The organism is Enterobacter sp. 22499, from assembly GCF_052044815.1.
In the GTDB taxonomy this organism is placed as follows: Bacteria; Pseudomonadota; Gammaproteobacteria; order Enterobacterales; family Enterobacteriaceae; genus Enterobacter; species Enterobacter bugandensis.
In genome coordinates, this window is record NZ_JBQENR010000009.1 from 182007 (window position 1) to 208421 (window position 26415).

The window sequence follows — 26415 nt, forward strand, 5'->3', positions numbered from 1 at the left end:
CGACGCCGGCAAAGAAAGGATTACCCCAGGTCGGCCATCAGCACTTTCGAACGGCGCTGATAGTTGTACATCTCTTTCTTCGTTTCCGGCAGAGAATCAATATCCACCGGCGTGAACCCGCGCTCCTGGAACCAGTGAATGCTGCGCGTCGTCAGGACGAAAAGCTTGCTCAGCCCCATCTGACGCGCCTGTGCCGCCACGCGCTCAAGCAGCATTTCGCCGCGTGAAGAGCTGCGGTAATCCGGGTGCACCGCCACGCAGGCCATTTCTCCGATCTTCTCTTCCGGGAACGGATAGAGGGCGGCGCAGGCAATGGTCAGGTTATCGCGCTGGATAATGGTGAATTTGTCGATCTCCATCTCCAGCTGCTCGCGGGAGCGACGAACCAGAATACCCTGCTGTTCCAGCGGACGGATCAGCTCCAGAATGCCGCCGATATCGTTGATGGTCGCGCGGCGAATCTGCTCCGCACTTTCCATCACAATCTGGGTGCCAATACCGTCGCGGGAGAACAGCTCCTGCAGCAGAGCTCCGTCTTCCTGATAGCTGATCAGGTGACTACGGCGCACGCCGCTGCGGCAGGCCTTCACGGCGCCACGCAGGAAGCGGACGGTGCCGGAGTGGTAATCCCCTTCGGCTTCCAGCGCTTCAACGCGGGCCTGCGCTTCATTCGGGAAGAGTTCCGGCACAATCACCCCTTCATCGTTTACGACGCCCTGGGAGGAGCAAAACCCAATCATTTTTTCCGCCTTCAGCTTGATCGCCAGCTGGGTGGCAATCTCTTCGGACGTCAGGTTAAAGCTTTCACCGGTTACGGAAACCGCCACCGGCCCCATCAGGACAATGGCACCGCTGTCGAGCTGACGGTGAATGGCCTCTTCATCAATACGACGAATGCGGCCGCTGTGGCAGTAATCCACGCCATCGTCCACGCCGAGCGGCTGGGCAATGATAAAGTTGCCGCTCACGACGTTGATATGCGCGCCCTGTAGCGGCGTGTTGTTCAGGCTCATCGACAGGCGAGCGGTGATATCCAGCTGCAGCAGACCCGCCGCCTGCTTCACCAGCTCCAGGGTTTTGGCATCCGTGACGCGGGTATGTTTGTGGTAAATCGGCTCGTGGTGGTGAGCGGCCAGGTTGGCGTCGATCTGCGGGCGCGCGCCATAGACCACCACCAGGCGGATCCCGAGGCTGTGCAGCAGGCCAATGTCATTGACGATGCTGGAAAAATTTTCATGCTCTATGGCTTCGCCGCCCAGCATGATGACAAACGTTTTTCCCCGGTGGGCGTTGATATAGGGAACAGAATGGCGGAATCCCTGGACCAGTTCGGTTCTACGTTCCTTCACCATGGCACAACCCTTAATGAATGTTTATTCGTAATTTATGTATTTTTATTCGATTGTGGGCGCGTGTGCAAGTGCAAATTTTCTGCGACCTACAGAAATTAATAAGTAATCCGTGCGTTAACGTATGATTGTTTACCCTTTTATAGATGACAGTTTATGCGTCATTCGTTAAAGTTTTCGGTCAATCTGCACTTTTGTATATCAGTTTGTTTTCTTGCTCGGGAGAAGCATGTCGGGATCCAATTCAGCAATAAGCCGCCGCCGTTTGTTAAAAGGGGCCGGGGCAATGTGGTTGCTTAGCGTCAGCCAGGTCGGTCTTGCCGCCACGAGTCAGGTGGTGGCGGTGCGCGTCTGGCCGTCGTCGACCTATACGCGCGTGACGGTTGAATCCAATCGCGTGCTGAAATATAAGCAATTTGCCCTCAGCAACCCTGAACGCGTGGTGGTAGATCTCGAAGGGGTGAACCTCAACTCCGTGCTGAAAGGCATGGCGGCGCAGATCCGCGGTGACGATCCGTTTATTAAATCGGCGCGCGTCGGGCAGTTTGATCCGCAAACCGTGCGCATGGTGTTTGAGCTTAAGCAGAACGTTAAGCCGCAGCTGTTCGCCCTGGCGCCCGTCGCGACGTTTAAAGAGCGTCTGGTGATGGATCTTTACCCGGCGAATGCGACGGATATTCAGGATCCGCTTCTCGCCCTGCTGGAGGATTACAACAAAGGCGATCTTCAGCGTCAGGTGCCGCCTGCGCAAAGCGGCCCGCAGCCGGGGAAAGCAGGGCGCGATCGTCCGATTGTGATCATGCTCGATCCCGGCCACGGCGGCGAAGACTCCGGTGCGGTGGGGAAATACCATACGCGTGAAAAAGACGTGGTGCTGCAAATTGCCCGTCGTCTGAAGGCGTTAATTGATAAAGAGGGCAATATGCGCGCCTACATGACGCGCAATGAGGATGTCTTTATTCCGCTGAAGGTGAGGGTGGCGAAAGCGCAGAAGCAGCGTGCCGATCTGTTCGTCTCGATCCATGCGGATGCCTTTACCAGCCGCCAGCCGAGCGGCTCGTCGGTGTTTGCGCTCTCAACCAAGGGCGCGACCAGTACCGCGGCGCGATACCTTGCGGACACCCAGAACGCCTCGGACCTGATCGGTGGCGTGAGCAAAAGCGGCGACCGCTACGTCGACCACACCATGTTCGACATGGTGCAGTCCCTGACCATTAACGACAGCCTGAAGTTTGGTAAAGCGGTGCTGGGCAAGCTGGGGAACATCAATAAGCTGCACAAAAACAGCGTTGAGCAGGCCGGGTTTGCGGTGCTGAAGGCACCGGATATCCCGTCCATTCTGGTAGAAACCGCGTTTATCAGTAACGTTGAAGAAGAGCGTAAGCTCAAGACGGCAAAGTTCCAGCAGGAGGTGGCGGAGTCGATTCTGGCGGGGATACGGGCGTATTTCTCAGACGGGGCGACGCTGGCGCGGCGCGGGTAGGTTTTTAGCCGGGTGAAATGCCCGGCAAATTCACAAACGGCAGATACAAAAAAACACCCCTTAAGGGTGTTTATTGTTTTTAGAAGTGTTGGTTGCGGGGGCCGGATTTGAACCGACGACCTTCGGGTTATGAGCCCGACGAGCTACCAGGCTGCTCCACCCCGCGGCACCGTACTTCTTATCTTTTCTAAAATTTGATTGGTTGCGGGGGCCGGATTTGAACCGACGACCTTCGGGTTATGAGCCCGACGAGCTACCAGGCTGCTCCACCCCGCGTCACCGTACTGCTTATACTTCATCAAATTTTAATTGGTTGCGGGGGCCGGATTTGAACCGACGACCTTCGGGTTATGAGCCCGACGAGCTACCAGGCTGCTCCACCCCGCGTCCGTGGAAGCGCACTATACTCGGATAGGTTTGTGATGCAACCCCTTTTTCACATAAATCATTAACTTTGTATGTAAAGTGAACGGCATTGCGACATTTAGACTATTTTTTGCTCTGAATTTGCCAAAGGGCATGCGATCGCATTTCATTCGCTTTGTCGGTTTGTTATCTTCATCACGCGGAAATGGGCAACTTAAAGACGAGATATAATGAAAGGACGTTGGGCGAAGTATCTGATGGCGGGCGCAATGGTAGCGATTCTTGCGGCCTGTTCTTCCAAACCGACCGATCGCGGTCAGCAGTATAAAGACGGGAAGTTATCCCAGCCTTTCTCTTTAGTTAATCAGCCTGACGCCGTTGGCGCGCCGATCAACGCCGGTGATTTCTCCGAGCAGGTCTACCAGATCCGCAATGCGTCGCCGCGTCTGTATAGCTCACAGAACAATGTTTATAGCGCGGTACAGGACTGGCTGAAGGCGGGCGGCGATACGCGCAACATGCGCCAGTTTGGTATTGATGCCTGGCAAATGGAAGGGGCGGATAACTACGGCAACGTCCAGTTCACCGGCTATTACACGCCCGTGGTTCAGGCGCGACACACGCGCCAGGGCGAGTTCCAGTACCCTATCTACCGTATGCCGCCAAAACGCGGCCGTCTGCCGTCCCGTGCCGAAATCTACGCCGGTGCGCTGAGCGAAAACTACGTCCTGGCCTACAGCAACTCCCTGATGGATAATTTCATCATGGACGTGCAGGGCAGCGGCTACATTGATTTTGGCGACGGTTCACCGCTTAACTTCTTCAGCTATGCCGGGAAAAACGGCCATGCCTACCGCAGCATCGGTAAGGTGCTGATTGACCGCGGCGAAGTGAAAAAAGAAGATATGTCGATGCAGGCGATCCGCGAGTGGGGCGAAAAGCACAGTGAAGCCGAGGTGCGCGAGCTGCTGGAGCAGAACCCATCGTTCGTCTTCTTCAAGCCGCAAAACTTCGCCCCGGTGAAAGGGGCCAGCGCTGTGCCGCTGATTGGCCGCGCGTCGGTGGCATCGGATCGTTCTATCATTCCTGCGGGAACCACGCTGCTGGCGGAAGTCCCTCTGCTCGACAACAACGGCAAGTTTAACGGCAAATATGAGCTGCGTCTGATGGTAGCCCTGGATGTGGGCGGAGCGATTAAGGGACAGCACTTTGATATCTATCAGGGCATTGGCCCGGATGCCGGTCACCGTGCAGGCTGGTATAACCACTACGGACGCGTATGGGTGCTGAAGGCCGCGCCGGGCACCGGAAACGTATTCAGCGGCTGATTGTGGTATTCTGAGCGCAATACGGATTACTGTTCAGGGTGAGGAAAACCTCACCCTTTTTACATCTGAGGTTTTATGTCTGTGGTAATCAGCGATGCCTGGCGCCAGCGTTTTGGCGGCACGGCACGTCTCTATGGTGAAAAAGCCCTGCAGCTGTTTGCGGATGCGCACGTCTGCGTCGTGGGCATTGGCGGTGTCGGCTCCTGGGCGGCGGAAGCGCTGGCGAGAACCGGGATTGGCGCAATCACGCTGATTGATATGGATGACGTTTGTGTGACCAACACTAACCGTCAGATCCACGCCCTGCGTGATAACGTCGGTCTGGCGAAGTCCGAGGTTATGGCGGAGCGCATTCGCCTCATCAATCCGGAGTGTCGGGTGACGGTGATCGACGACTTTGTGACGGCAGATAACGTCGCGGAGTACATGAGCAAAGGCTACAGCTATGTGATTGACGCCATCGACAGCGTGCGGCCTAAAGCGGCGCTGATCGCATACTGCCGTCGTTACAAGGTGCCGCTGGTCACGACCGGTGGCGCGGGCGGGCAAATCGATCCCACGCAGATCCAGGTTGCCGATCTGGCGAAAACCATTCAGGATCCGCTGGCTGCCAAGCTGCGTGAACGCCTGAAGAGCGACTTCAATGTGGTGAAGAACAGCAAGGGCAAGCTGGGCGTCGACTGCGTGTTCTCCACCGAAGCGCTGGTCTACCCGCAGGCGGATGGTTCAGTTTGTGCGATGAAAAGCACGGCGGAAGGGCCAAAACGCATGGACTGCGCGTCAGGCTTTGGGGCGGCCACCATGGTAACCGCCTCTTTTGGCTTTGTGGCGGTCTCTCACGCCCTGAAGAAAATGATGGCGAAGGCGGAACGTCAGGCCTGAGCCTGACGTGCGGCGTCCAGCACCGCGTCGCTGAGCGCGATCAGGCCCTGACCGCGCGAGGCGCTAAGCTGTGCGCGCAGCCCCAGCTCGTCGAACAGCGCCAGCGGCGAGTGCGTTAACAATTCCGCCGCGCTTTTCCCCTCAATGGCGGTTAACAGGACCGCCAGCAGGCCCCGGACGATGCGCCCTTCGCTGTCGCCGAAGAAATGCAGCTTCTCGCCGGAGACGCTCACGCCCAGCCAGACGCGGTTTTCACAGCCCGCAATCTCTTTCGCCTGCGCTTTAAGATCGTCGGAAAGAGCTGGGAGCTGTTTACCCAGCAGGATCAGCTGACGATATTTATCTTCCCACTGCTGGAGCGGGGCGAAGGTCTGTTTTAAGGTCTCTTCAGTGATGACCGTGCCAAACGGATGTCCGGCTAAAGCAGCGCTAGTCATTAATCCACCAGTATTTTAAGGGCGCGGTCAACGGCGCTAACCAGCGCGTCGACATCGCTTTGGGTATTATACGGCGCAAACGAGGCGCGCAGCGTACCGCTGACGCCGAGCGCCGCCAGCAGCGGCTGGGCGCAGTGCTGTCCTGCGCGCAGGGCAATGCCGTATCCGGCCAGCAGCGTCACCATATCGCTATGATGCACGCCAGCAAAATCAAAGGCGAGCAGGCTGGAATCCTGAACGCGGAACGAGCGGAAACCCGGGCGTTTTTTCAGTTCTTCCTCAGCCAGCGTCGCCAGCCCTCGGCTCCAGCTTTCCGCCTGAACCGCGTCCGTTTCCGCCAGCCATTCAAGTGCGGCGCTGAGGCCGATGACCCCGGCCACGTTCGGCGTGCCCGCTTCCAGACGGTAAGGCACCTCCTGCGTTTTAAAACCGTCGAAGGTCACCTCGGTAATCATTTTGCCGCCGCCGAGCCACGGCGTCATTTTTGCCAGCAGTTCCGGTTTACCGTACAGCGCGCCAATCCCGGTTGGCCCGTAGAGTTTGTGTCCGGAGAAGGCATAGAAGTCGATATCCAGCGCCTGCACATCAGCGGGGAAATGAACCACGCCCTGAGCACCGTCGACCATCACCACCACGCCGCTGGCATGGGCAATCTCAATGGCGCGAGCCAGATCCGGACAGCCGCCGGTGACGTTGGACATCTGCCCCAGCGCTAGAATACGGCTGCGGGGGGTAATCAGCTCAGGGAGACGGGCCACGTCAGGCAGAAAGTCTGCACTCAACGGGAGCTTAATAACGCGCGCGCCCGTTTGCTCAGCCACCATCAGCCACGGCACCAGGTTAGCGTGATGCTCTGCTTCGCTGACAATGATTTCGTCCCCTGGCTGCAGCAGCGGGCGGGCATAGCACTGGGCCACCATATTGATGGCTTCGGTCGTGCCGCGCGTCCAGACGATATTTTTCCCGCTTTCGGCATTGATCAGGCGTGCAACCTGATCGCGTGCGGCTTCATAGCGCGCGGTCAGGCGCTGTGCTTCGGCAAACTGGCTGCGATGTACGTTGCCGGCGCTCAGGCTGTAGAACTGCTGCGTGGCCTCGATCACCGCCTGGGGCTTCAGGGCCGTGGCGGCGCTATCAAGATAAATACCGGCATCGGCCAGCGCCGGAAACTGTGCGCGAAACTGCGCAGGACTGAAAGCGTTCATGGAATTCCTCGTGTCGATAGAGAGATCGTCGCGCAATTTCAGCGGCAGGGCAAGGAGGTTGATATCTATCAGATTTGTCTGCTTATCCTGGCGACCTCGAAAAAGCAGGTTATGCTAAATAGTGTTAGGCGGATGTTTTAGCCTGTTATAAATCGAGGTTTGAATAGCATTAATTGCTAAAGGAGAATAATCATGAATAAGACAGCTGCAATCATTTCTGCCTGTGCGTTTACTTTTGCCCTGAGCGCCTGTTCTGGTAACAACTACGTGATGCACACAAACGATGGTCGTTCTATCGTTTCGGAAGGGAAACCGACTACCGATAACGATACCGGGATGATTTCGTACAAAGATGCTAACGGGAACAAGCAGCAGATCAACCGCACGGACGTGAAAGAGATGAAAGAGATCGAGCATTAACCGATCGCAGGCGAAAAAAAAGCACCGCAAATTGGCGGTGCTACATTAATCACTATGGACAGACAGGGTAAATGTACAGGAAGTGAAAAATTGGTAGCGTTGCTACCGTGGTCTGAATCGCAGACCAATTGCAAACACAACAACACAACATCACAACCGTAAGCCAAAAGCCCTTCAGAACACGCATTCCGAAAAAAGCTCTTCGTTCCGGCTCAGGAAGTGCCGCCACTATAGGTATTTGCTGGTAGTTCCTCAACGGACAAATTATAATGGCTCAGATAAAAAAAACTAATAGGTTAAACGTTGTTTCCTGTTTGTTAAATTCCGTTAACATCTAAGCCAGATAACCATGTCAAAGCGATTGCCACCCCTTAATGCATTACGCGTTTTTGATGCAGCAGCACGTCACCTGAGCTTCACCCGTGCGGCAGATGAGCTTTTTGTGACACAGGCCGCAGTAAGTCACCAAATCAAGTCCCTGGAGGATTTCCTGGGCCTTAAGCTGTTCCGCCGACGCAATCGTTCCTTGCTGTTGACCGAAGAGGGGCAGAGCTATTTTCAGGATATTAAAGAGATTTTTTCCCAGCTCACGGAAGCCACGCGTAAGCTGCAGGCACGCAGTGCAAAAGGTGCCCTGACTGTTAGTTTATTGCCCAGTTTTGCCATCCAGTGGCTGGTGCCCAGACTCTCAAGCTTTAACTCAGCTTATCCGGGGATCGACGTTCGAATCCAGGCGGTGGATCGTCAGGAAGACAAGCTGGCCGATGATGTGGATGTCGCCATTTTTTATGGTCGCGGAAACTGGCCGGGCTTGCGTGTCGAGAAATTATACGCAGAATATCTGCTGCCGGTCTGTTCGCCTCTGCTTTTAACAGGCGACAAGGCGCTGAAAACACCCGCTGACCTGGCGCAGCATACGCTTTTACATGATGCCTCTCGCCGCGACTGGCAAACTTATACCCGTCAATTAGGTCTTAGTCATATAAACGTGCAGCAGGGCCCCATTTTTAGCCATAGTGCGATGGTGCTACAGGCTGCCATTCACGGACAGGGCGTGGCGTTGGCGAACAACGTGATGGCGCAGTCCGAAATTGAGGCAGGCCGTCTGGTTTGCCCTTTTAATGATGTACTGGTCAGCAAGAATGCATTTTATCTGGTTTGTCATGACAGTCAGGCAGAACTGGGTAAAATAGCCGCCTTCCGGCAGTGGATACTGGCGAAAGCGGCAAGCGAGCAAGAAAAATTCCGCTTCAGGTATGAACAATAACGTTTGTGTGCCGGGCACGCATTAATTCAGGACTTAAACATGACCAGCCGATTCATGCTGATTTTTGCCGCGGTGAGTGGCTTTATTTTTGTTGCACTGGGCGCCTTTGGCGCGCACGTATTGAGCAAGTCTTTGGGCGCCGTCGAGATGGGCTGGATCCAGACCGGCCTTGAATACCAGGCGTTTCATACGCTGGCTATTTTTGGGCTGGCGGTAGCGATGCAGCGCCGGATAAGCATCTGGTTTTACTGGAGTAGCGTATTTATGGCGCTGGGCACCGTGCTGTTTAGCGGCAGCCTTTACTGTCTGGCCCTCTCGCATTTGCGCCTGTGGGCGTTTGTTACACCTGTCGGCGGCGTGAGCTTCCTGGCGGGTTGGGTATTAATGTTTATCGGAGCTATCCGTCTGAAACGCAAGGGCGTTGTTCATGAATAAGGTTGTTTTATATTGTCGCCCGGGGTTTGAGAAAGAGTGCGCCGCGGAAATTACCGATAAAGCGGCGAAGCGCGAAGTCTTCGGCTTTGCTCGCGTAAAAGAAAATGCGGGCTATGTGGTATTCGAAAGTTATCAGCCTGAAGACGCCGACAAGCTGGCGCGCGAGCTGCCGTTCAGCTCGCTGATCTTCGCCCGCCAGATGTTCGTCGCGGGTGAGTTGCTGAAAGATCTTCCGCCGGAAGATCGCATCACGCCGATTGTGGGCATGCTGCAGGGCGTGGTGGAGAAGGGCGGCGACCTGCGCGTTGAGGTTGCCGATACCAACGAAAGCAAAGAGCTGATGAAGTTTTGCCGTAAGTTCACCGTGCCGCTGCGCGCAGCGCTGCGTGACGCGGGCATACTGACAAACTACGAAACGCCGAAGCGTCCGGTGGTGCATATCTTCTTTATCGCACCGGGCTGCTGCTATGCGGGCTATTCGTACACCAATAACAATTCGCCATTCTTTATGGGCATCCCGCGCCTTAAGTTCCCGGCAGATGCGCCGAGCCGTTCAACCCTGAAGCTGGAAGAGGCGTTTCACGTCTTTATCCCGGCAGATGAGTGGGACGAGCGTCTGGCTAACGGCATGTATGCCGTCGACCTTGGCGCGTGCCCGGGCGGCTGGACCTATCAGCTGGTGAAACGCAACATGTGGGTGTCGTCTGTGGATAACGGCCCAATGGCGCAAAGCCTGATGGACACCGGACAGGTCACCTGGCTGCGAGAAGACGGTTTCCGCTATCGCCCAACCCGCAACAACATCTCGTGGATGGTGTGCGACATGGTGGAGAAGCCAGCGAAAGTGGCCGCGCTGATGGCCTCCTGGCTGGTGAACGGCTGGTGCCGTGAGACCATTTTCAACCTCAAGCTGCCGATGAAAAAGCGCTACGAGGAGGTATCCCAGAACCTGGCCTATATTCAGGCACAGCTGGATGAGCACGGTATTAACGTGGAGATCCAGGCGCGTCAGTTGTACCACGACCGCGAAGAGGTGACGGTACACATCCGTCGCTGGTGGGCGGCTGTAGGCGGACGTCGCGACGAGCGATAGTGCGTGCTTTGTTTTGCCCGGTGGCGCTGCGCTTACCGGGCCTACAAAACGGTGTTGACGTTTTAACGTTCTAACCGCAACTGCTGTAAATTCCCGTCCAGCTGTAAATCTGTCTGTAGCGTCGCCACCTCGCGGCAGATAAACGCCATCTCTTTATGCGCCTCCAGCTTCTTGCGCCACTTTTCTGGCACCTCATCCAGATGGGCGTAAATCCCTTCCAGACTCTGAAAATCGGTCAGCAACTGGGCGGCGCTCTTTGGTCCAATACCGGCGACACCCGGAACCTTAGAGCTGCTGATGCCTGCCAGACCCCAATAATCCGGCAGTTGCTCAGGCAAGACGCCGAACTCGCTGGCAATAAACGGCGCGTCCAGCCAGCGTTTTTGAAAATAGTCGCGAATGCGGATAGTTGGGGAGAGCAGCTGGCAGTAGCCTTTGTCCGTTGAAACGATAGTGGCCTGATGCCCGGCACTTGCCACTTTTACGGCCAGGGTGGCCGCGAGATCGTCGGCTTCATTGCCCTGTGCACCCCAGCAGGGGACGCCACGCTGCTCAAAGGCGGCACGCAGGGCGGGCATTTCGGCATGCAGATCGTCCGGCATCGGTGCGCGTCCGGCTTTGTAGTCGGGCAGGCGCTGATGTCGCCAGCCGCTGTTGCGCGCTTCGTCATCAAACACGGCCACGACGTGCGTCGGCTCGCTGTGGCGAATAAGCTGCTCCAGCGCGTGCAGGCAGGTGTCCTTGCAGGGCGTGCCTTGTACCGCATGGATTCGGCGAATCAGATTGAGCGCGTCGACGATAAGCAAATGTACAGCCACAGATATTCTCCCTTAAATCTAATGGGTAAAGGGTATCACTGTCGGCAGGATGAAACGAATAGCGTGAGGGAAAACAGGAAGAAGCCTCGCAAAACGAGGCTTCCTGAGAGGCTTAATCGCAGGTTACGATCTTCATCGCCAGGCCGCCGCGAGAGGTTTCGCGGTATTTCGCGTTCATATCTTTACCGGTTTCGTACATGGTTTCGATAACTTTATCGAGACAGACGCGCGGCTCACTGGTGCGGCGCAGCGCCATACGCGCCGCGTTCACCGCCTTGACGGAGGCGATGGCGTTACGCTCGATGCACGGCACCTGTACCTGTCCGGCAACCGGATCGCAGGTTAGCCCCAGGTTATGTTCCATGCCGATTTCCGCAGCGATGCAGACCTGCGCCGGGCTTGCGCCCAAAAGTTCCGCCAGGCCCGCTGCCGCCATGGAGCATGCCACGCCGACTTCGCCCTGACAGCCTACTTCCGCACCGGAAATGGAGGCGTTCATCTTGTACAGAGAACCAATCGCGCTGGCGACCAGCAGGTAGCGCGCCAGGGAGTTAGCGTTCACTTCACGGATAAACTTGTCGTAGTACGCCAGCACGGCCGGAACGATACCGCAGGCACCGTTGGTTGGCGCCGTGACGACGCGGCCCCCTGCGGCGTTCTCTTCGTTCACCGCCAGGGCGAACATGTTGATCCAGTCGACGACGGCCATCGGGTCCGTTGTCGTTTTGTCGGTGCTCACCAGCATACGACGCAGCGCCGCCGCACGACGCGGTACGCGAAGCTTGCCCGGCAGAACGCCTTCGGTGGTGATCCCGCGCTCAATGCCGCCGCGCATCACTTCCCAGACGCTAGCGAAGTGCTGTTCCAGCTCCTCTTTGCTGTGAAGGGCCAGCTCGTTTTTCATCATCAGGCCAGAGAGGGAAAGCCCCGTCTCCTGGCAGTGGCGCTGGAGATCTGCCGCGGTTTTGTACGGATACGGCACCTCAACAGAAGAGGTGGTGGTTTGACCAAAGTGATCTTCGTCGACGATAAAGCCGCCGCCGATGGAGTAATACGTCTGGCTGTAAACCGCTTTGTCGCCGGCCAGCGCGGTAATGCGCATGCCGTTTTCGTGCAGCGACAGGTTGTCCGCATGGAAATTCATGCAGTGGTCAACCGGGAATTCAACCTCATGCTCACCGTTTGCCAGCAGCAAACGACCGTGGGTGTTCACGTCCTGGATGAAGCCAGGGATCGCGTCAATATCAACGGTATCCGGCAGATTTCCCGCCAGGCCCATGATAATGGCGATATCGGTATGGTGGCCTTTCCCGGTCAGGGAAAGCGAGCCGTACACATCGACAACCACGCGGGTGATGTCGTGCAGAATGCCGCGTGCAATCAAGTCATCCGTGAACTGCTTACCGGCTTTCATTGGTCCGACGGTGTGAGAGCTGGAAGGACCAATACCGATTTTGAAAATATCGAATACGCTAATCATGATGCGTCCATTGCTTTCAGTCAGAGGGGGAGGAGTGCGCCGCCCGAAGGCGGCGCGGGCGTTCATCAGAACATGGTGTACAGGGAGTAGAAGATCGCAGAGATAGCGATAAGGCCCATGATAACCACAAACACGTTGCTGACCTGGCCGCTGTACTTGCGCATGGCAGGCACTTTCTGAATCGCGTACATCGGCATCAGGAACAGAATCATCGCGATAACCGGGCCACCCAGGGTTTCAATCATGCCCAGGATGCTTGGGTTCAGGGTCGCTACCGCCCAGGTGGTGAGCAGCATGAACAGTGCAGTGATTTTGTTCAGCTTGTTGATTTCAATGCTCTTGCCTTTACCGCGCAGAGATTTAATCACCATACCGTTGAAGCCTTCACGCGCGCCCAGGTAGTGGCCCAGGAAGGATTTGGTGATGGCGATCATCGCGATGATCGGTGCCATCCACGCAATCAGCGGTGCGTTAAAGTGGTTCGCCAGGTAAGACAGAATAGAGATGTTCTGTTCTTTCGCTGCCGCCAGGTCCGCCGGGGAGAGGCTCAGTACGCAGCTGAAGACGAAGAACATCACGGTCAGCACCATCATCACGTGAGCGCGGGCCAGGATGCTGGAGCACTTCTTCTCTGCACCATTACCGTACTCTTCGCGTTTCGCCACGGCGAAAGAGGAGATGATTGGGGAGTGGTTGAAGGAGAAGACCATTACCGGGATCGCCAGCCACAGGGTCATCAGCAGGCCGTTACCGGTCGCAGACGCGCTGCTCAGGGACAGGGTTTCCAGCGCTGCACCGTTCCACTGTGGGATCAGGTAGCAGGCCAGCAGCATCAGCGCAGCCACAAACGGGAAGACCAGCACGCTCATGGCCTTAACAATCATCTGCTCGCCGAAGCGCACGATGGTCATCATGCCGACGATCAGGATCAGAGACAGAATGGCACGCGGTGGCGGCGTCATGTGCAGCTGGTGCGTCATGAAGCTTTCAACGGTGTTGGTGATCGCCACGCTGTAGACGAGCAGGATTGGGTAAATCGCGAAGAAGTAGAGCAGGGTAATCAGTTTACCTGCGCCAACGCCGAAATGTTCTTCAACCACTTCGGTGATGTCTTCGCCCGGATTTTTACCGGACAGCACGAAGCGGGTCAGACCGCGGTGTGCGAAGTAGGTCATCGGGAAGGCGATGATGGCCATGATGATCAGCGGAATCAGACCGCCGACGCCTGCGTTGATAGGAAGGAACAGTACACCAGCGCCGATTGCCGTGCCGTAAAGGCCCAGCATCCACATGGTATCCGTTTTGCGCCAACCACTTCGGGATTCAATCGAAGCAACGGTGCTGGTTTGAGTGGTTTCCATCTGTATCTCCTGGAGGAAGCAAATTGTCAGGTTTTTAGTCAAATCCGATGAAAAAGTGCCTGACGGTAATATGAAATTCGTTCAGTGACGGTTTTTTAATAATTTTCGCCCGTAACTATTGGCGGGCGGAAAGATACATTCTCGTTATGAATCTATCAGTGATCGCGATCCCAAATGCAATAATCCACTTATGATGTGGGCATCTTTAGACCATTTATCTGTTAAAAAAACATCAAATAGAATTTACGGGCGCGAAGGCTACCACCAACGACATGTGGGCTAAAAGAGTGGCCCGCAATATAGGTGTCTTCCGCTGTAAAGATATGGGTTTTTAGGATTTTCTTGCGGGTAATTTAGTTTAAGGCTGATAAATTACGGTTGTTAAATGGAGGTAATCGATTGCGTTTGCCGTAAGTTTGTTAAATTTATAAGTGAAGCCTATGAATTGATTCGGTAATAAAAAAAGCCGGGATCCGCTACAGGGTGCCCCGGCTTTGAGGAGAAGAAACTGAGCGTTACGTGCAGATTTCGTAGCACGGAATGTAGGCTGAACCCGGCAACTTCATGCGGTGTTGAGCCACAAAGCCCTGAAGCATGTCGTCCATACGGCGCATCATCTCCGGGTCGCCGTGGATCTTGTACGGACCATACTGCTCAATCGCGCGGATGCCCATCTCCTTCACGTTGCCCGCCACAATCCCGGAGAAGGCGCGACGCAGGTCGGCGGCCAGCACTTCCACCGGCTGGTCCGGGTAGAGTTTCAGGTTCGCCATATTTTCATGGGTCGGCTCGAACGGGATCTGCAGGTCAGGCGCAATGCGGATTGACCAGTTAAAGCTGTACGCATCACCGGTATCACGACGATTCTCTTTCACCAGCGGCATCGCTTTTTTCATCTGGCGCGCCACTTCCGCCGCATCATCAATGATGATGCGATAGTGACGACGCGCGGCTTCTCCCAGCGTATGCACGATAAACTCGTCCAGCACGCGGAAGTAGTCGGCGCTCTCTTTCGGGCCGGTCAGGATCAGCGGTAGAACCTGATCTTTGTTGGCCGGGTTCATCAGAATCCCCAGCAGATAGAGCAGCTCTTCCGCCGTTCCCACGCCGCCCGGGAAGATGATAATCCCGTGAGCGATACGAACAAACGCCTCAAGACGCTTCTCGATATCCGGCATGATAATCAGCTCATTGACCAGCGGGTTAGGCGGCTCAGCGGCGATGATTGACGGCTCGGTCATGCCGATAAACCGCCCCTCTTTGTAACGCTGCTGCGCATGACCCACGGCTGCACCTTTCATTGGTGCTTCCATTGCACCCGGACCACAGCCGGTACAGATATTCAGCTCGCGCAGGCCAAGCTGCGTTCCGACCCGACGGGCATAGAGATATTCGGTTTCGTTAATCGAGTGGCCGCCCCAGCAGACGACCATGTTTGGTGCTTCGCCAACGTGCAGGGCGCGGGCGTTGCGCAGAATAGAGAACACCAGGTTGGTGATATGAACGGAGCTTTCCAGGTCGAGATGCTGGAAGCGGCCCGCGTTGTGAATCTGCCCGTTAACAAACAGGATGTCGCGCAGGACGGCAAACAGGTTGGCCTGAAGGGAACGAATGATACGTCCGTCGACAAAGGCCTCTTCCGGCGGGTTGATCACTTCCAGTTTCACGCCACGCTCGCGGCGCAGCACGTTAATATCAAAGCTTTCGAAGCGGGACAGCAGTTCTTTGCTGTTATCTGTCAGGCTTCCGGAGTTCAGTACGGCAAGTGAACAGTTACGAAACAGTTGATAAAGATCGCTGCTGGCCGTGCGTTTAAGCATGTCCACTTCCAGCTGCGACAACATATCCATTGAGCCAAGCGGGCTAATATGTGTAATCAAGTGAGCTCCTTATGGGACGATTATCGTCATTCCCTTTGATTACAATAGCCCTGGCACGTGACGTTTCACAACACTTCGGCGGAATACCGCACGCATATTGTGAAAATATTTATATTATTGACGCACCAGCCGGCCCGTTGCTGGCACAAAATCGGTGTTGGTGCGCCACGGGTTAATGTCCAGCCCGCCACGGCGGGTATAGCGTGCATAAACGCTCAGTTTCTCCGGCTGGCAGAAACGCTGAATATCGTTAAAAATACGCTCCACGCACTGCTCGTGAAATTCGTTGTGATGGCGGAACGACACCAGATAGCGCAGCAGTTTTTCCCGGTCAATTTTCGGGCCGCGGTACTCGATCTGCACCGAACCCCAGTCCGGCTGGTGGGTAATCAGGCAGTTGGACTTCAGCAAATGGCTGACCAGCGTCTCTTCAACCACTTTTCCGCTCGCCGCGTTTTCGAGGTAATCGGCGCTGAATTCATAATTCTCCACCTCGATGTCCTGCTCGTCGATGCAGGTTCCGTGGAAATGGGCAATGGGCTGTCCTTCCAGCTCTTGCAGGCGGTATAACGAGACGGACACGTTCCCCTGCGCGCAGGCGGCTAAATCCCGCTCCAGCGTTTGCTGAACCTCGTCCCAGCTGTTGAATCGGGTCTGGTTGAAGCTGTTGAGATAGAGCTTAAAGCTTTTGGACTCGACCAGGTTCACGCTGGCATAGTCCAGCTCAACGTGGCCCACGGCCACCTGCGGCAGACCGCGCGCGTTAAGCCAGGAGAGTTCGTACAGCGTCCAGATATCGCCGCCGACAAACGGCAATGCGTCCGCATGCAGTCCAAGAGGATCGCGGTTCAGGCTGCGCGGCACGCCCTGCAGCAGGCTTGCATCGTAGGTATCGCGGTAATCGGTCGATTTACCCAGCGTTAGGCCGGTTAACGCCTGATGATTTTCGTAAGACATGTTTCATAGCCACTTTACAGGTACACTTATGGGCAGAGTTTATCCTGTCTTACAAGAAGAGAGAAATCGGTGGACATCGAAACTGCAAATGCCCTTACTACCTTCACAACCCGCTATTGCGACGCGTGGCATGAAAAGCACGGAACATGGCCGCAAAGCGCTGATTTATATGGCGTGCCGTCGCCGTGCATTATCTCTTCGCAGGATGACTATGTTATCTGGCAGCCGAAGCCCAATACCGCTGAGCAAAATGTAAATGCGGTTGAACGGGCTATGGACCTTGTGGTACAACCAGCGGTTCACGCGTTTTATGCCACGCAGTTTGCAGGGGATATGCCCGCGCGCTTGGGTGATTTGACGCTGACGCTGTTGCAGACCTGGAGCGAAGACGATCTGCAGCGTGTTCAGGAAAACCTGATTGGTCATCTGGTCACGCAAAAACGCCTTAAGCTTTCTCCGACGCTCTTTATTGCCACGCTGGACAGCGAACTGGATGTGATATCCGTCTGCAACCTGTCCGGGGAAGTGATTAAAGAGACCATCGGTACCCGCAATCGCGAAACGCTCGCCCCCTCTCTTGCGGATTTCCTTACCCGGCTTGAGCCACTTCTGTAATCCATGATGCTACGACGCGTGTGAGAGATCTCTTACAAGGTTTGTGAGAGATCGCTGGATCATTCAGTATTGCCTTATTTAATTCAGATTAATATCACTCTGTTTTTCAAAGAATTAGTTGTTCATCGCATCTTTTTTAGGGATTTCTTACGGCTTACAGTGCTGCAAGGGTGGGTTGTAAGACGAAGCGGAATAGCGGATTCTATCTCCGTCGACAGGATGCCGACACGAGAAACGAACATCAGGATGATGGCGTTTCTTACTCAGGACACGTCAGGATGGCGCTGCAGGAAGGCTTCAGGATGAAGCAAAAGGATAACGCAGGACGCGTAAGGGACACCTCCAGGAAGGAGAACGAGAACCGAACAGGATGGTCGGTGGGTCAGGAAGGCCAGGACGTTTCAGGATGAAACAAACACGTCAGGAAGATGTGTGCAGGATGCAAAAGGTATAAGGATGACCAGGCCTTCGGGCATCAGGAAAAGTTGTCACGGAAGAGCAGGGAGCACGAATTGTAGCTGGAATGCTGCGAAACGAACCGGGAGCACTGTTTTTACAGTGCTCCCTTTTTTATTTCTGTCTTCCGCAATGCTATGCTGCGCGCCGTTCACTTTTTCAGTTGAGGTTACTATGACGCAACACGATAGCGTTCGTGCTCAGTTGCACGCCATCGAAGCCCTTTTGCGCCAGCATCAGCTGTGGCAGGAGACCGCGCCGAATCCGGAAGCGTTTGACAGTACCCAGCCATTCTGCCTGGATACGCTGGCACCGTTCGAGTGGCTCCAGTGGGTATTAATTCCGCGCATGCACGCGCTGCTGGAAGGCGGCCACCCTTTGCCGCAGGCGTTCGCCGTTTCTCCCTACTATGAAATGGCGCTTGAGGCGACGCACCCTGCGCGCGATGTGATGCTGGTTGAGCTGGAAAAACTGGACGCCCTGTTTGCCGGTGAAGAGGCATGACGCTGGAAATCCTCTATCAGGACGAGTGGCTGGTGGCGGTGAATAAACCGTCTGGCTGGCTGGTGCACCGCAGCTGGCTGGATCGCGATGAGAAAGTGGTGGTGATGCAAACCGTGCGCGACCAGATTGGTCAGCATGTGTTTACCGCGCACCGCCTCGACAGACCGACTTCCGGCGTGCTGCTGATGGGGCTTTCCAGCGAGGCGGGCCGCCTGCTGGCGCAGCAGTTCGAACAGCACCAGATCCAGAAGCGCTACCACGCGATCGTTCGTGGCTGGCTGATCGAATCCGCCACGCTGGACTATCCGCTGGTGGAGGAGCTGGACAAAATCGCCGATAAATTTACCCGCGATGACAAAGGCCCGCAGCCCGCGGTGACGGATTATCACGGCATGGCGACAACGGAAATGCCGGTAGCAACCAGCAAATTCCCCACCACGCGCTACAGCCTGGTTGAGCTTTTGCCCAAAACCGGACGCAAGCACCAGCTTCGCCGCCATCTTGCGCACCTGCGCCACCCGATTATTGGCGACAGCAAGCACGGCGATCTGCGCCAGAACCGCAGCGCGGCAGAGCATTTTGGCTGTAACAGACTGATGCTGCACGCCAGCGAGCTTAGCCTGACTCACCCGTTTACCGGTGAACCACTGATTATTCGTGCCGGGCTGGACGACGTCTGGATGCAGGCGCTGTCACAGTTTGGCTGGCGGGGACAACTCCCCGAAAATGAAAGGGTTGAGTTTGTATCAGGCAACGTTCAGGATGAACGGCAAGCGCATTAATTACGGGAGCAAAGCATGGCTGAAGTAGGCATTTTTGTCGGCACGATGTATGGCAACTCGCTGCTGGTAGCAGAAGAGGCTGAGGCGATTCTAGCAAGCCAGGGCCATAAAGCCACGGTCTATGAAGACCCGGAGCTGGCGGACTGGGAAAAGTATAAAGATAAATACATTCTGGTAGTGACCTCCACCACCGGTCAGGGCGATCTCCCGGACAGCATTGTGCCGCTTTTCCAGGGCATTAAAGATCGGCTTGGCTACCAGCCGGACGTTCACTACGGCATTATTGCCCTCGGCGATAGCTCTTACGCCAACTTCTGCGGCGGCGGCAAGCAGTTCGATGCGCTTCTTCAGGAACAGAGCGCCCAGCGCGTCGGCGAGATGCTGTTGATTGATGCCGGCGAGCATTCTGAACCCGAAAGCGAGTCGAACCCGTGGGTTGAACACTGGGCAACGCTACTTAAATAGTTTCGTAGGCCGGGTAAGGCGTAGCCGCCACCCGGCAACAAAGCCGCATCAAATCCTCAATTCCGTGAAGTATCTTCCACTGCTTTGGGCTTATGCCTCAAACCACGTTCCCAACACTCCTCAATGTTGTGTTTCTGCACGGTGAGCGAACCTGTCACTCCTTCATATACTTTTCCGGTCACAATAAAACGGCTTCAGGCCGTACTAAAACGACAAAACTTATCTCATTCTGATTACCCTACCGGTGCTGTACAGAATGAACAGGCGAAAGCTATGTTTCAGGAGTGCAACAATGAGTACATTAAGCCACGCAGCGAGCAGTGCTGAAAAGCGCACTAATGCCCGCTACTGGATAGTGGTGATGCTGTTTATCGTCACGTCCTTTAACTATGGTGACCGCGCCACGCTGTCGATTGCCGGCTCGGAGATGGCAAAAGACATCGGCCTTGATCCGGTGGGCATGGGTTACGTTTTCTCTGCATTCTCGTGGGCCTACGTCATCGGCCAAATTCCTGGCGGCTGGCTGCTGGACCGTTTTGGCTCTAAACGCGTCTATTTCTGGTCCATCTTTATCTGGTCTGCTTTTACCCTTTTGCAGGGTTTCGTCGATATCTTCAGCGGCTTTGGCATTATCGTGGCGCTCTTCACGCTGCGCTTCCTGGTGGGGTTAGCTGAAGCGCCTTCCTTCCCGGGCAACAGCCGCATTGTCGCGGCCTGGTTTCCTGCGCAGGAGAGGGGAACAGCGGTGGCAATTTTTAACTCCGCCCAGTATTTCGCAACGGTGATCTTTGCACCCATTATGGGCTGGCTGACGCATGAGGTGGGCTGGTCGCACGTCTTCTTCTTTATGGGCGGGCTTGGGATCGTCATCAGCTTTATCTGGCTGAAAGTGATCCACGAACCGAATCAGCACCCTGGCGTGAACAAGAAGGAGCTGGAATACATTGCTGAGGGCGGGGCGCTGATCAATATGGATCAGAAATCTGACAAAGCAAAAGTCCCCTTCAGCCAGAAATGGGCGCAGATCAAGCAGCTCGTCGGCTCACGCATGATGATCGGTATCTATCTCGGTCAGTACTGTATCAACGCCTTAACCTACTTCTTTATCACCTGGTTCCCGGTTTATCTGGTGCAGGCGCGCGGCATGTCGATCCTCAAAGCGGGGTTTGTTGCCTCGGTCCCGGCAATCTGCGGCTTCATCGGCGGCGTGCTTGGCGGGGTCATTTCCGACTGGCTGATGCGCCGCACGGGTTCGCTGAACATCGCGCGTAAAACGCCGATTGTGCTCGGCATGCTGCTCTCCATGACCATGGTGTTCTGTAACTACGTCAGTGCCGAGTGGATGATTATCGGCTTTATGGCGATGGCCTTCTTCGGCAAAGGGATTGGCGCGCTGGGCTGGGCGGTGATGGCGGATACGGCACCGAAAGAGATCAGCGGCCTGAGCGGCGGTCTGTTCAATATGTTCGGCAACGTTTCCGGGATTGTCACGCCTATCGCTATCGGTTACATCGTCGGCACCACGGGGTCTTTCAACGGCGCGCTAATCTACGTTGGTGTGCATGCCCTGGTGGCGGTGCTGAGTTACCTGGTGCTGGTGGGCGATATTAAACGCGTCGAACTTAAACCTGTTGTGGAGCGCGGATGATGACAACACAATCAAGCCCTATCGTCACGGAAATGAAAGTTATCCCGGTGGCCGGTCAGGACAGCATGCTGCTCAATATTGGCGGCGCGCATAACGCATGGTTTACCCGCAATATCGTGGTGCTGACCGATAGCGCAGGCAATACCGGGGTAGGTGAAGCCCCCGGCGGGGAAGTGATCTACCAGACCCTGGTAGAGGCTATTCCACAGGTCGTGGGCCAGGAAGTGGCTCGTCTGAACAAGGTGGTTCAGCGGGTGCATAAGGGCAATCAGTCGGCGGACTTTGATACCTTCGGCAAGGGCGCGTGGACGTTTGAACTGCGCGTCAATGCGGTCGCCGCCCTGGAAGCGGCACTGCTGGATTTACTCGGTAAAGCCCTTAACGTTCCGGTCTGCGAACTGCTGGGGCCGGGCAAACAGCGCGATGCGGTCACCGTGCTGGGCTATCTGTTCTACGTTGGCGATCGCAATAAAACCGATCTCCCCTATCTGGCTCGTTCACCGGGTGACCACGACTGGTATCAGCTGCGCCATCAGGAAGCGCTCTCCAGCGAGACGGTTGTGCGCCAGGCTGAAGCTGCGCAGGATCGCTACGGCTTTAAGGATTTCAAGCTGAAAGGCGGCGTGCTGCCCGGCGAGCAGGAGATTGAAACGGCCCGGGCGCTGAAAAAACGCTTCCCGGAGGCGCGCATCACCGTTGACCCGAACGGCGCCTGGCTGCTGGATGAGGCGATTAGCCTGTGTAAAGGTCTCGGTGACGTGCTGACCTACGCGGAAGACCCGTGCGGCGCGGAGCAGGGCTTCTCTGGCCGCGAGGTGATGGCCGAATTCCGCCGCGCCACTGGACTGCCGGTCGCAACCAACATGATCGCCACCAACTGGCGCGAAATGGGCCACGCGGTGATGCTGAACGCCGTCGACATTCCGCTGGCAGACCCGCACTTCTGGACGCTCTCCGGCGCGGTGCGCGTGGCGCAACTGTGCGATGACTGGGGCCTGACCTGGGGCTGCCACTCCAACAACCATTTCGATATCTCGCTGGCAATGTTTACCCACGTTGGCGCGGCGGCGCCGGGTAACCCGACCGCCATCGACACCCACTGGATTTGGCAGGAAGGCGAAGCTCGCCTGACGAAAAATCCGCTGGAGATCAAAAACGGTAAAATTGCCGTACCCGATGCGCCGGGGCTGGGCGTGGAGCTTGACTGGGATCAGGTTCATCAAGCCCATGAGGCGTATAAAAAGCTACCGGGCGGCGCGCGTAACGACGCGGGCCCGATGCAGTACCTTATCCCTGGCTGGACATTTGACCGTAAGCGCCCTGTTTTTGGACGTCACTGATAAAAGGATTACACGATGAGTACTTTTACGACCCCTGTCGTCACCTCCATGCAAATCATTCCGGTCGCAGGTCATGACAGCATGCTGATGAACCTGAGCGGGGCGCATGCGCCGTTCTTCACGCGCAATATTGTCATTATCAAAGACAATGCCGGCCATACCGGCGTGGGGGAAATTCCGGGCGGGGAGAAGATCCGCAAAACGCTGGAGGATGCCATTCCGCTGGTGGTGGGCAAAACGCTGGGTGAGTACAAAAATGTCCTCAACACCGTGCGCAATACCTTTGCCGACCGCGATGCCGGCGGCCGCGGCCTGCAAACATTCGATTTGCGGACCACTATCCACGTGGTGACCGGCATTGAAGCCGCGATGCTGGATCTGCTGGGCCAGCACCTGGGCGTTAACGTCGCGTCGCTACTGGGCGAGGGCCAGCAGCGCAGTGAAGTGGAGATGCTCGGCTATCTGTTCTTTGTCGGCGACCGCAAGCTGACGCCGCTGCCGTATCAGAGCCAGCCAGATGACCAATGCGACTGGTACCGCGTTCGTCACGAAGAAGCGATGACCCCGGATGCGGTGGTGCGGCTGGCAGAAGCCGCGTATGAAAAATATGGCTTCAATGATTTCAAACTGAAAGGCGGCGTGCTGGCGGGGGAAGAGGAGGCGGAAGCCATTACCGCGCTGGCAAAACGTTTCCCGCAGGCGCGCGTGACGCTGGATCCGAACGGCGCGTGGTCGCTTGATGAAGCGATCGATATTGGCAAGCAGCTGAAAGGCGTGCTGGCGTACGCGGAAGATCCGTGCGGGGCTGAGCAAGGCTTTTCGGGCCGCGAAGTCATGGCGGAATTCCGTCGCGCTACGGGGCTACCGACCGCGACCAATATGATCGCCACCGACTGGCGTCAGATGGGGCACACGCTCTCTCTGCAATCGGTGGATATCCCGCTGGCGGACCCGCACTTCTGGACAATGCAGGGTTCGGTGCGCGTGGCGCAGATGTGCCACGAGTTTGGCCTGACCTGGGGCTCGCACTCCAACAACCATTTTGACGTGTCGCTGGCGATGTTTACCCACGTTGCCGCCGCCGCGCCGGGCACCATTACCGCTATCGACACGCACTGGATCTGGCAGGAGGGTAACCAGCGCCTCACCAAAGAGCCGTTTGAGATCAAAGGTGGCATGGTGCAGGTGCCGTCCACGCCGGGGTTGGGCGTTGAGCTGGATATGGATCAGGTAATGAAAGCACACGAACTGTATCAAAAACACGGTCTGGGCGCGCGCGACGACGCGATGGCGATGCAGTACCTGATCCCTGACTGGACATTCGACAATAAACGTCCGTGCATGGTACGATAAACGCATTGGGACCGCTCCCATGAGCGGTTTCCTACGTGGTGTATGCTTAACGTAACGACTATGCGTAAGGATGGCTTATGAAAATTGTTATCGCACCGGACTCGTATAAGGAAAGTTTGAGTGCGCTTGAGGTTGCGACAGCGATCGAGCGCGGTTTTCGCGAGATTTTCCCTGAGGCGGAGTACGTCAAACTGCCGGTCGCTGATGGCGGTGAAGGCACGGTTGAGGCGATGATCGCGGCAACCCGGGGACGCATTGTGCACGTTCCGGTGACCGGTCCGCTGGGCAAGCGCGTGGACGGGTTTTATGGGATATCCGGTGACGAGCAGAGCGCCTTTATTGAAATGGCGGCGGCAAGCGGTCTGGAACTGGTAGCCCCTTCACTGCGTGACCCTCTGAAAACGACCTCCTGGGGCACGGGGGAACTTATCCGCCACGCGCTGGATGCGGGCGTTAAGCATATCATCATCGGTATCGGCGGCAGCGCCACCAATGACGGCGGCGCCGGGATGGTGCAGGCGCTGGGGGCGAAGCTGCTGGACGACAATGAACAGCCGCTGGGGCAGGGCGGGGGCGAGCTGGATAAGCTTGCGCGGATCGACCTGAGCGGCCTCGACCAGCGTCTGACGGAGTGCCGGATAGAAGTCGCCTGCGATGTGACGAATCCGCTCACCGGTAAGGATGGCGCGTCAGCGGTATTTGGCCCGCAAAAGGGCGCCACACCCGAGATGATCGTCACTCTGGACAACGCGCTTGCGCACTATGCAAGAGTCATTGCCCGGGATCTGGACATTGATGTGCTCAACCTTGCTGGCGGCGGTGCGGCGGGTGGCATGGGCGCAGCGCTGTACGCTTTTTGTGGTGCGCAGTTGCGCCAGGGCATTGAGATTGTGACCGATGCGCTACACCTGGCCGACCAGGTGGCCGATGCGGATCTGGTGATCACCGGGGAAGGACGCATCGACAGCCAGACGATCCACGGCAAAGTGCCGGTAGGGGTGGCGAAAGTGGCGAAACGCTTTAATAAGCCCGTTATCGGCATTGCAGGTAGCCTGACGGCGGATGTTGGCGTGGTACACGATCACGGCTTAGACGCGGTGTTTAGCGTGATCTACACCATCTGCTCGCTGGAGGACGCGCTGGAAAATGCCAGCGCGAATGTACAGATGGCCGCAAGGAATATCGCGGCGGTGCTGAAAGTAGGGCAGGCATTTTAACTGTGATTGCCGGGTGGTGGCTTCGCCTTACCCGGCCTACGTTAGCGCACCTGTAGGCCCGGTAAGCGTAGGGTATGAACCGGAAACATGGGTAACACTTTAGACCGGATACATGGGTAACAGTTATAACTGGCATAGAAGAGGAGACTCGCTATGCCCTGGACTGAGACCCGACCTATGCAACGCCTTGATTTTATCCGTGCCTGCCATGCAGGTACGGACTCCTTCTCCGCTCTTTGCCGTCTTTTTGGCATCAGCCGCAAAACCGGCTACAAATGGCTTCAGCGTTTTGACCCTTCTGACCTGTCCTCTCTCTCTGACCGGTCGCGCGCACCACGCTCCCACTCCCGGACGGTTCCTGATGAGGTCGTCGGACACCTGACTGCCCTGCGTCAGAAACACCCTGACTGGGGCCCGAAAAAACTGCGGATGTGGCTCCTCAATCATCACGTCGATTTTACCGTTCCTGCTGCCAGCACTGTCGGCGATATCCTCAAGCGTGAAGGCCTGGTACCAGACAGAAAGAGAAAGCGCAGAACGCCGGGGAATCGCCGGCCCCTGACCAGCATCAGTGAGAACAATCAGGTCTGCAGCGCTGATTTTAAAGGCAAGTTCAGGCTGCTGAGCAGAGAGTACTGTCATCCCTTCACCCTGACCGACAACCACAGCCGGTATCTGCTGAGCTGCCGTGGAACGGACCGTGAGAGCGAGCCCTTCGTCAGGCACTGTCTGACGGAGGCGTTCCTGGAGTACGGTCTGCCGGACGTTCTGAGAACCGATAATGGTCAGCCCTTCGCAGGGACGGGTATCGCCGGGTTAAGTCGTCTTGCAGTCTGGCTGATAAAGCTGGGCGTCAGACCGGAACGAATCCGCCGGGGCCATCCCGAAGAGAACGGGCGGCACGAACGCATGCACCGTTCCCTGAAAAGTGCGCTGGCGCAGGGGAACACCTTCATGACGATGGAAGAACAACAGCGGTGGTTCAGTGACTACCGGAAAGAATTTAACTATGAAAGACCGCATGAAGCCCTGGCGGGTGCAACGCCCGGAACGGTGTGGCAACCCTCGAAGCGACAGTGGGATGGCCGTGTTCCTGACTATGCCTATCCGTCAGGAGGAACGGTCTACAGAGTGAAATCGAGGGGGACACTCTATATGGGGAAAAAGGGGACGGTGTTCCTGAGTGAAGCGCTGACTGATGAGTACATCATGCTGGAAGAACAAGATGATGGCCTTGAGGCCATCATCTTTAACGGAATAACGCTTGCGTACTA

The 26415-nt window shown here is 56.3% G+C and carries 24 protein-coding genes and 3 tRNA genes; 16 read left to right on the plus strand and 11 right to left on the minus strand.

The window, feature by feature from the left end:
• Positions 1–20: 20 nt before the first annotated feature.
• Positions 21–1352, minus strand: coding sequence for an amino-acid N-acetyltransferase (argA, locus tag ACTJI7_RS21175; protein ID WP_014885072.1), 1332 nt, complete (start codon positions 1350–1352; stop codon positions 21–23).
• A gap of 226 nt (positions 1353–1578) precedes the next feature.
• Between argA and amiC the strand changes: the two genes are divergently transcribed.
• On the plus strand, positions 1579–2832 hold the full coding sequence (gene amiC, locus ACTJI7_RS21180; RefSeq protein ID WP_014885071.1) for an N-acetylmuramoyl-L-alanine amidase AmiC: 1254 nt from the start codon (positions 1579–1581) through the stop codon (positions 2830–2832).
• A gap of 89 nt (positions 2833–2921) precedes the next feature.
• On the opposite strand, the gene ACTJI7_RS21185 is transcribed toward amiC, so the two are convergent.
• The 3 genes from ACTJI7_RS21185 to ACTJI7_RS21195 all read right to left on the minus strand — a co-directional run bounded on the left by ACTJI7_RS21185 (position 2922) and on the right by ACTJI7_RS21195 (position 3219).
• A tRNA-Met gene (locus ACTJI7_RS21185) sits at positions 2922–2998 on the minus strand.
• 33 nt (positions 2999–3031) lie between these two features.
• A tRNA-Met gene (locus ACTJI7_RS21190) sits at positions 3032–3108 on the minus strand.
• Between the two features lie 34 nt (positions 3109–3142).
• A tRNA-Met gene (locus ACTJI7_RS21195) sits at positions 3143–3219 on the minus strand.
• Positions 3220–3428: 209 nt separating this feature from the next.
• On the opposite strand from ACTJI7_RS21195, the gene mltA reads away from it, so the two are divergent.
• Complete coding sequence (mltA, locus tag ACTJI7_RS21200) at positions 3429–4526, plus strand: murein transglycosylase A (protein WP_028014275.1); 1098 nt, start codon at positions 3429–3431, stop codon at positions 4524–4526.
• Between the two features lie 75 nt (positions 4527–4601).
• Positions 4602–5408 (plus strand): tRNA cyclic N6-threonylcarbamoyladenosine(37) synthase TcdA, encoded by an 807-nt coding sequence (gene tcdA, locus ACTJI7_RS21205; RefSeq protein ID WP_006811804.1) that lies wholly within the window; start codon positions 4602–4604, stop codon positions 5406–5408.
• Here tcdA and csdE read toward each other — a convergent pair.
• On the minus strand, positions 5399–5845 hold the full coding sequence (csdE, locus tag ACTJI7_RS21210; RefSeq protein WP_047364461.1) for a cysteine desulfurase sulfur acceptor subunit CsdE: 447 nt from the start codon (positions 5843–5845) through the stop codon (positions 5399–5401). The genes tcdA and csdE overlap by 10 nt on opposite strands.
• On the minus strand, positions 5845–7050 hold the full coding sequence (gene csdA, locus ACTJI7_RS21215; RefSeq protein WP_063155102.1) for a cysteine desulfurase CsdA: 1206 nt from the start codon (positions 7048–7050) through the stop codon (positions 5845–5847). Before csdA ends, csdE begins: the two co-directional genes overlap by 1 nt.
• 192 nt (positions 7051–7242) lie before the next feature.
• On the opposite strand from csdA, the gene ACTJI7_RS21220 reads away from it, so the two are divergent.
• The 4 genes from ACTJI7_RS21220 (at position 7243) to rlmM (ending at position 10265) form a co-directional block, all read left to right on the plus strand.
• Positions 7243–7470: a YgdI/YgdR family lipoprotein gene (locus tag ACTJI7_RS21220; RefSeq protein WP_008499648.1), complete on the plus strand. Its 228-nt coding sequence runs from the start codon at positions 7243–7245 to the stop codon at positions 7468–7470.
• Positions 7471–7819: 349 nt separating this feature from the next.
• Entirely contained in the window at positions 7820–8737 is a 918-nt protein-coding gene (gene gcvA / locus ACTJI7_RS21225) for a glycine cleavage system transcriptional regulator GcvA (protein ID WP_014885066.1), read from the plus strand.
• A 39-nt stretch (positions 8738–8776) separates the two neighbouring features.
• Positions 8777–9172 (plus strand): DUF423 domain-containing protein, encoded by a 396-nt coding sequence (locus tag ACTJI7_RS21230; protein WP_028014272.1) that lies wholly within the window; start codon positions 8777–8779, stop codon positions 9170–9172.
• Positions 9165–10265, plus strand: a complete 1101-nt coding sequence (rlmM, locus tag ACTJI7_RS21235; RefSeq protein WP_440670872.1) for a 23S rRNA (cytidine(2498)-2'-O)-methyltransferase RlmM — start codon at positions 9165–9167, stop codon at positions 10263–10265. The genes ACTJI7_RS21230 and rlmM overlap by 8 nt, the downstream gene beginning before the upstream one ends.
• A 62-nt stretch (positions 10266–10327) precedes the next feature.
• On the opposite strand, the gene xni is transcribed toward rlmM, so the two are convergent.
• The 5 genes from xni to queF all read right to left on the minus strand — a co-directional run bounded on the left by xni (position 10328) and on the right by queF (position 16761).
• A complete protein-coding gene (gene xni, locus ACTJI7_RS21240; RefSeq protein WP_063155101.1) occupies positions 10328–11083 on the minus strand; it encodes a flap endonuclease Xni in 756 nt (251 codons plus the stop codon).
• 112 nt (positions 11084–11195) lie between these two features.
• On the minus strand, positions 11196–12563 hold the full coding sequence (gene sdaB / locus ACTJI7_RS21245; protein ID WP_028014269.1) for an L-serine ammonia-lyase II: 1368 nt from the start codon (positions 12561–12563) through the stop codon (positions 11196–11198).
• A gap of 65 nt (positions 12564–12628) precedes the next feature.
• Complete coding sequence (locus ACTJI7_RS21250; protein ID WP_028014268.1) at positions 12629–13924, minus strand: HAAAP family serine/threonine permease; 1296 nt, start codon at positions 13922–13924, stop codon at positions 12629–12631.
• Between the two features lie 515 nt (positions 13925–14439).
• Entirely contained in the window at positions 14440–15804 is a 1365-nt protein-coding gene (gene ppnN, locus ACTJI7_RS21255; protein WP_023309027.1) for a nucleotide 5'-monophosphate nucleosidase PpnN, read from the minus strand.
• A 114-nt stretch (positions 15805–15918) separates the two neighbouring features.
• On the minus strand, positions 15919–16761 hold the full coding sequence (gene queF, locus ACTJI7_RS21260) for an NADPH-dependent 7-cyano-7-deazaguanine reductase QueF (RefSeq protein ID WP_232948845.1): 843 nt from the start codon (positions 16759–16761) through the stop codon (positions 15919–15921).
• Between the two features lie 69 nt (positions 16762–16830).
• Here queF and syd point away from each other — a divergent pair, with 69 nt between their 5' ends.
• The 9 genes from syd to ACTJI7_RS21305 all read left to right on the plus strand — a co-directional run.
• Positions 16831–17376 carry a SecY-interacting protein gene (syd, locus tag ACTJI7_RS21265; protein WP_028014266.1) on the plus strand — a complete coding sequence of 182 codons (546 nt, stop codon included), beginning with the start codon at positions 16831–16833 and terminating at the stop codon, positions 17374–17376.
• A gap of 630 nt (positions 17377–18006) precedes the next feature.
• Positions 18007–18336 carry a YqcC family protein gene (locus tag ACTJI7_RS21270; protein ID WP_258150772.1) on the plus strand — a complete coding sequence of 110 codons (330 nt, stop codon included), beginning with the start codon at positions 18007–18009 and terminating at the stop codon, positions 18334–18336.
• On the plus strand, positions 18333–19118 hold the full coding sequence (gene truC, locus ACTJI7_RS21275; protein WP_258150771.1) for a tRNA pseudouridine(65) synthase TruC: 786 nt from the start codon (positions 18333–18335) through the stop codon (positions 19116–19118). Before ACTJI7_RS21270 ends, truC begins: the two co-directional genes overlap by 4 nt.
• Positions 19119–19133: 15 nt before the next feature.
• Positions 19134–19583, plus strand: a complete 450-nt coding sequence (locus ACTJI7_RS21280) for a flavodoxin (protein WP_258150770.1) — start codon at positions 19134–19136, stop codon at positions 19581–19583.
• 292 nt (positions 19584–19875) lie between these two features.
• On the plus strand, positions 19876–21231 hold the full coding sequence (gudP, locus tag ACTJI7_RS21285; protein WP_041908405.1) for a galactarate/glucarate/glycerate transporter GudP: 1356 nt from the start codon (positions 19876–19878) through the stop codon (positions 21229–21231).
• Positions 21231–22571, plus strand: coding sequence for an enolase C-terminal domain-like protein (locus ACTJI7_RS21290; RefSeq protein WP_440670927.1), 1341 nt, complete (start codon positions 21231–21233; stop codon positions 22569–22571). Before gudP ends, ACTJI7_RS21290 begins: the two co-directional genes overlap by 1 nt.
• A gap of 15 nt (positions 22572–22586) precedes the next feature.
• Positions 22587–23924, plus strand: coding sequence for a glucarate dehydratase (gene gudD, locus ACTJI7_RS21295; protein ID WP_028014260.1), 1338 nt, complete (start codon positions 22587–22589; stop codon positions 23922–23924).
• 77 nt (positions 23925–24001) lie between these two features.
• A complete protein-coding gene (locus tag ACTJI7_RS21300; RefSeq protein WP_440670869.1) occupies positions 24002–25141 on the plus strand; it encodes a glycerate kinase in 1140 nt (379 codons plus the stop codon).
• Positions 25142–25294: 153 nt separating this feature from the next.
• Positions 25295–26415: integrase core domain-containing protein (locus ACTJI7_RS21305; RefSeq protein WP_440670601.1), on the plus strand; the 1121-nt coding region annotated here is incomplete at its 3' end.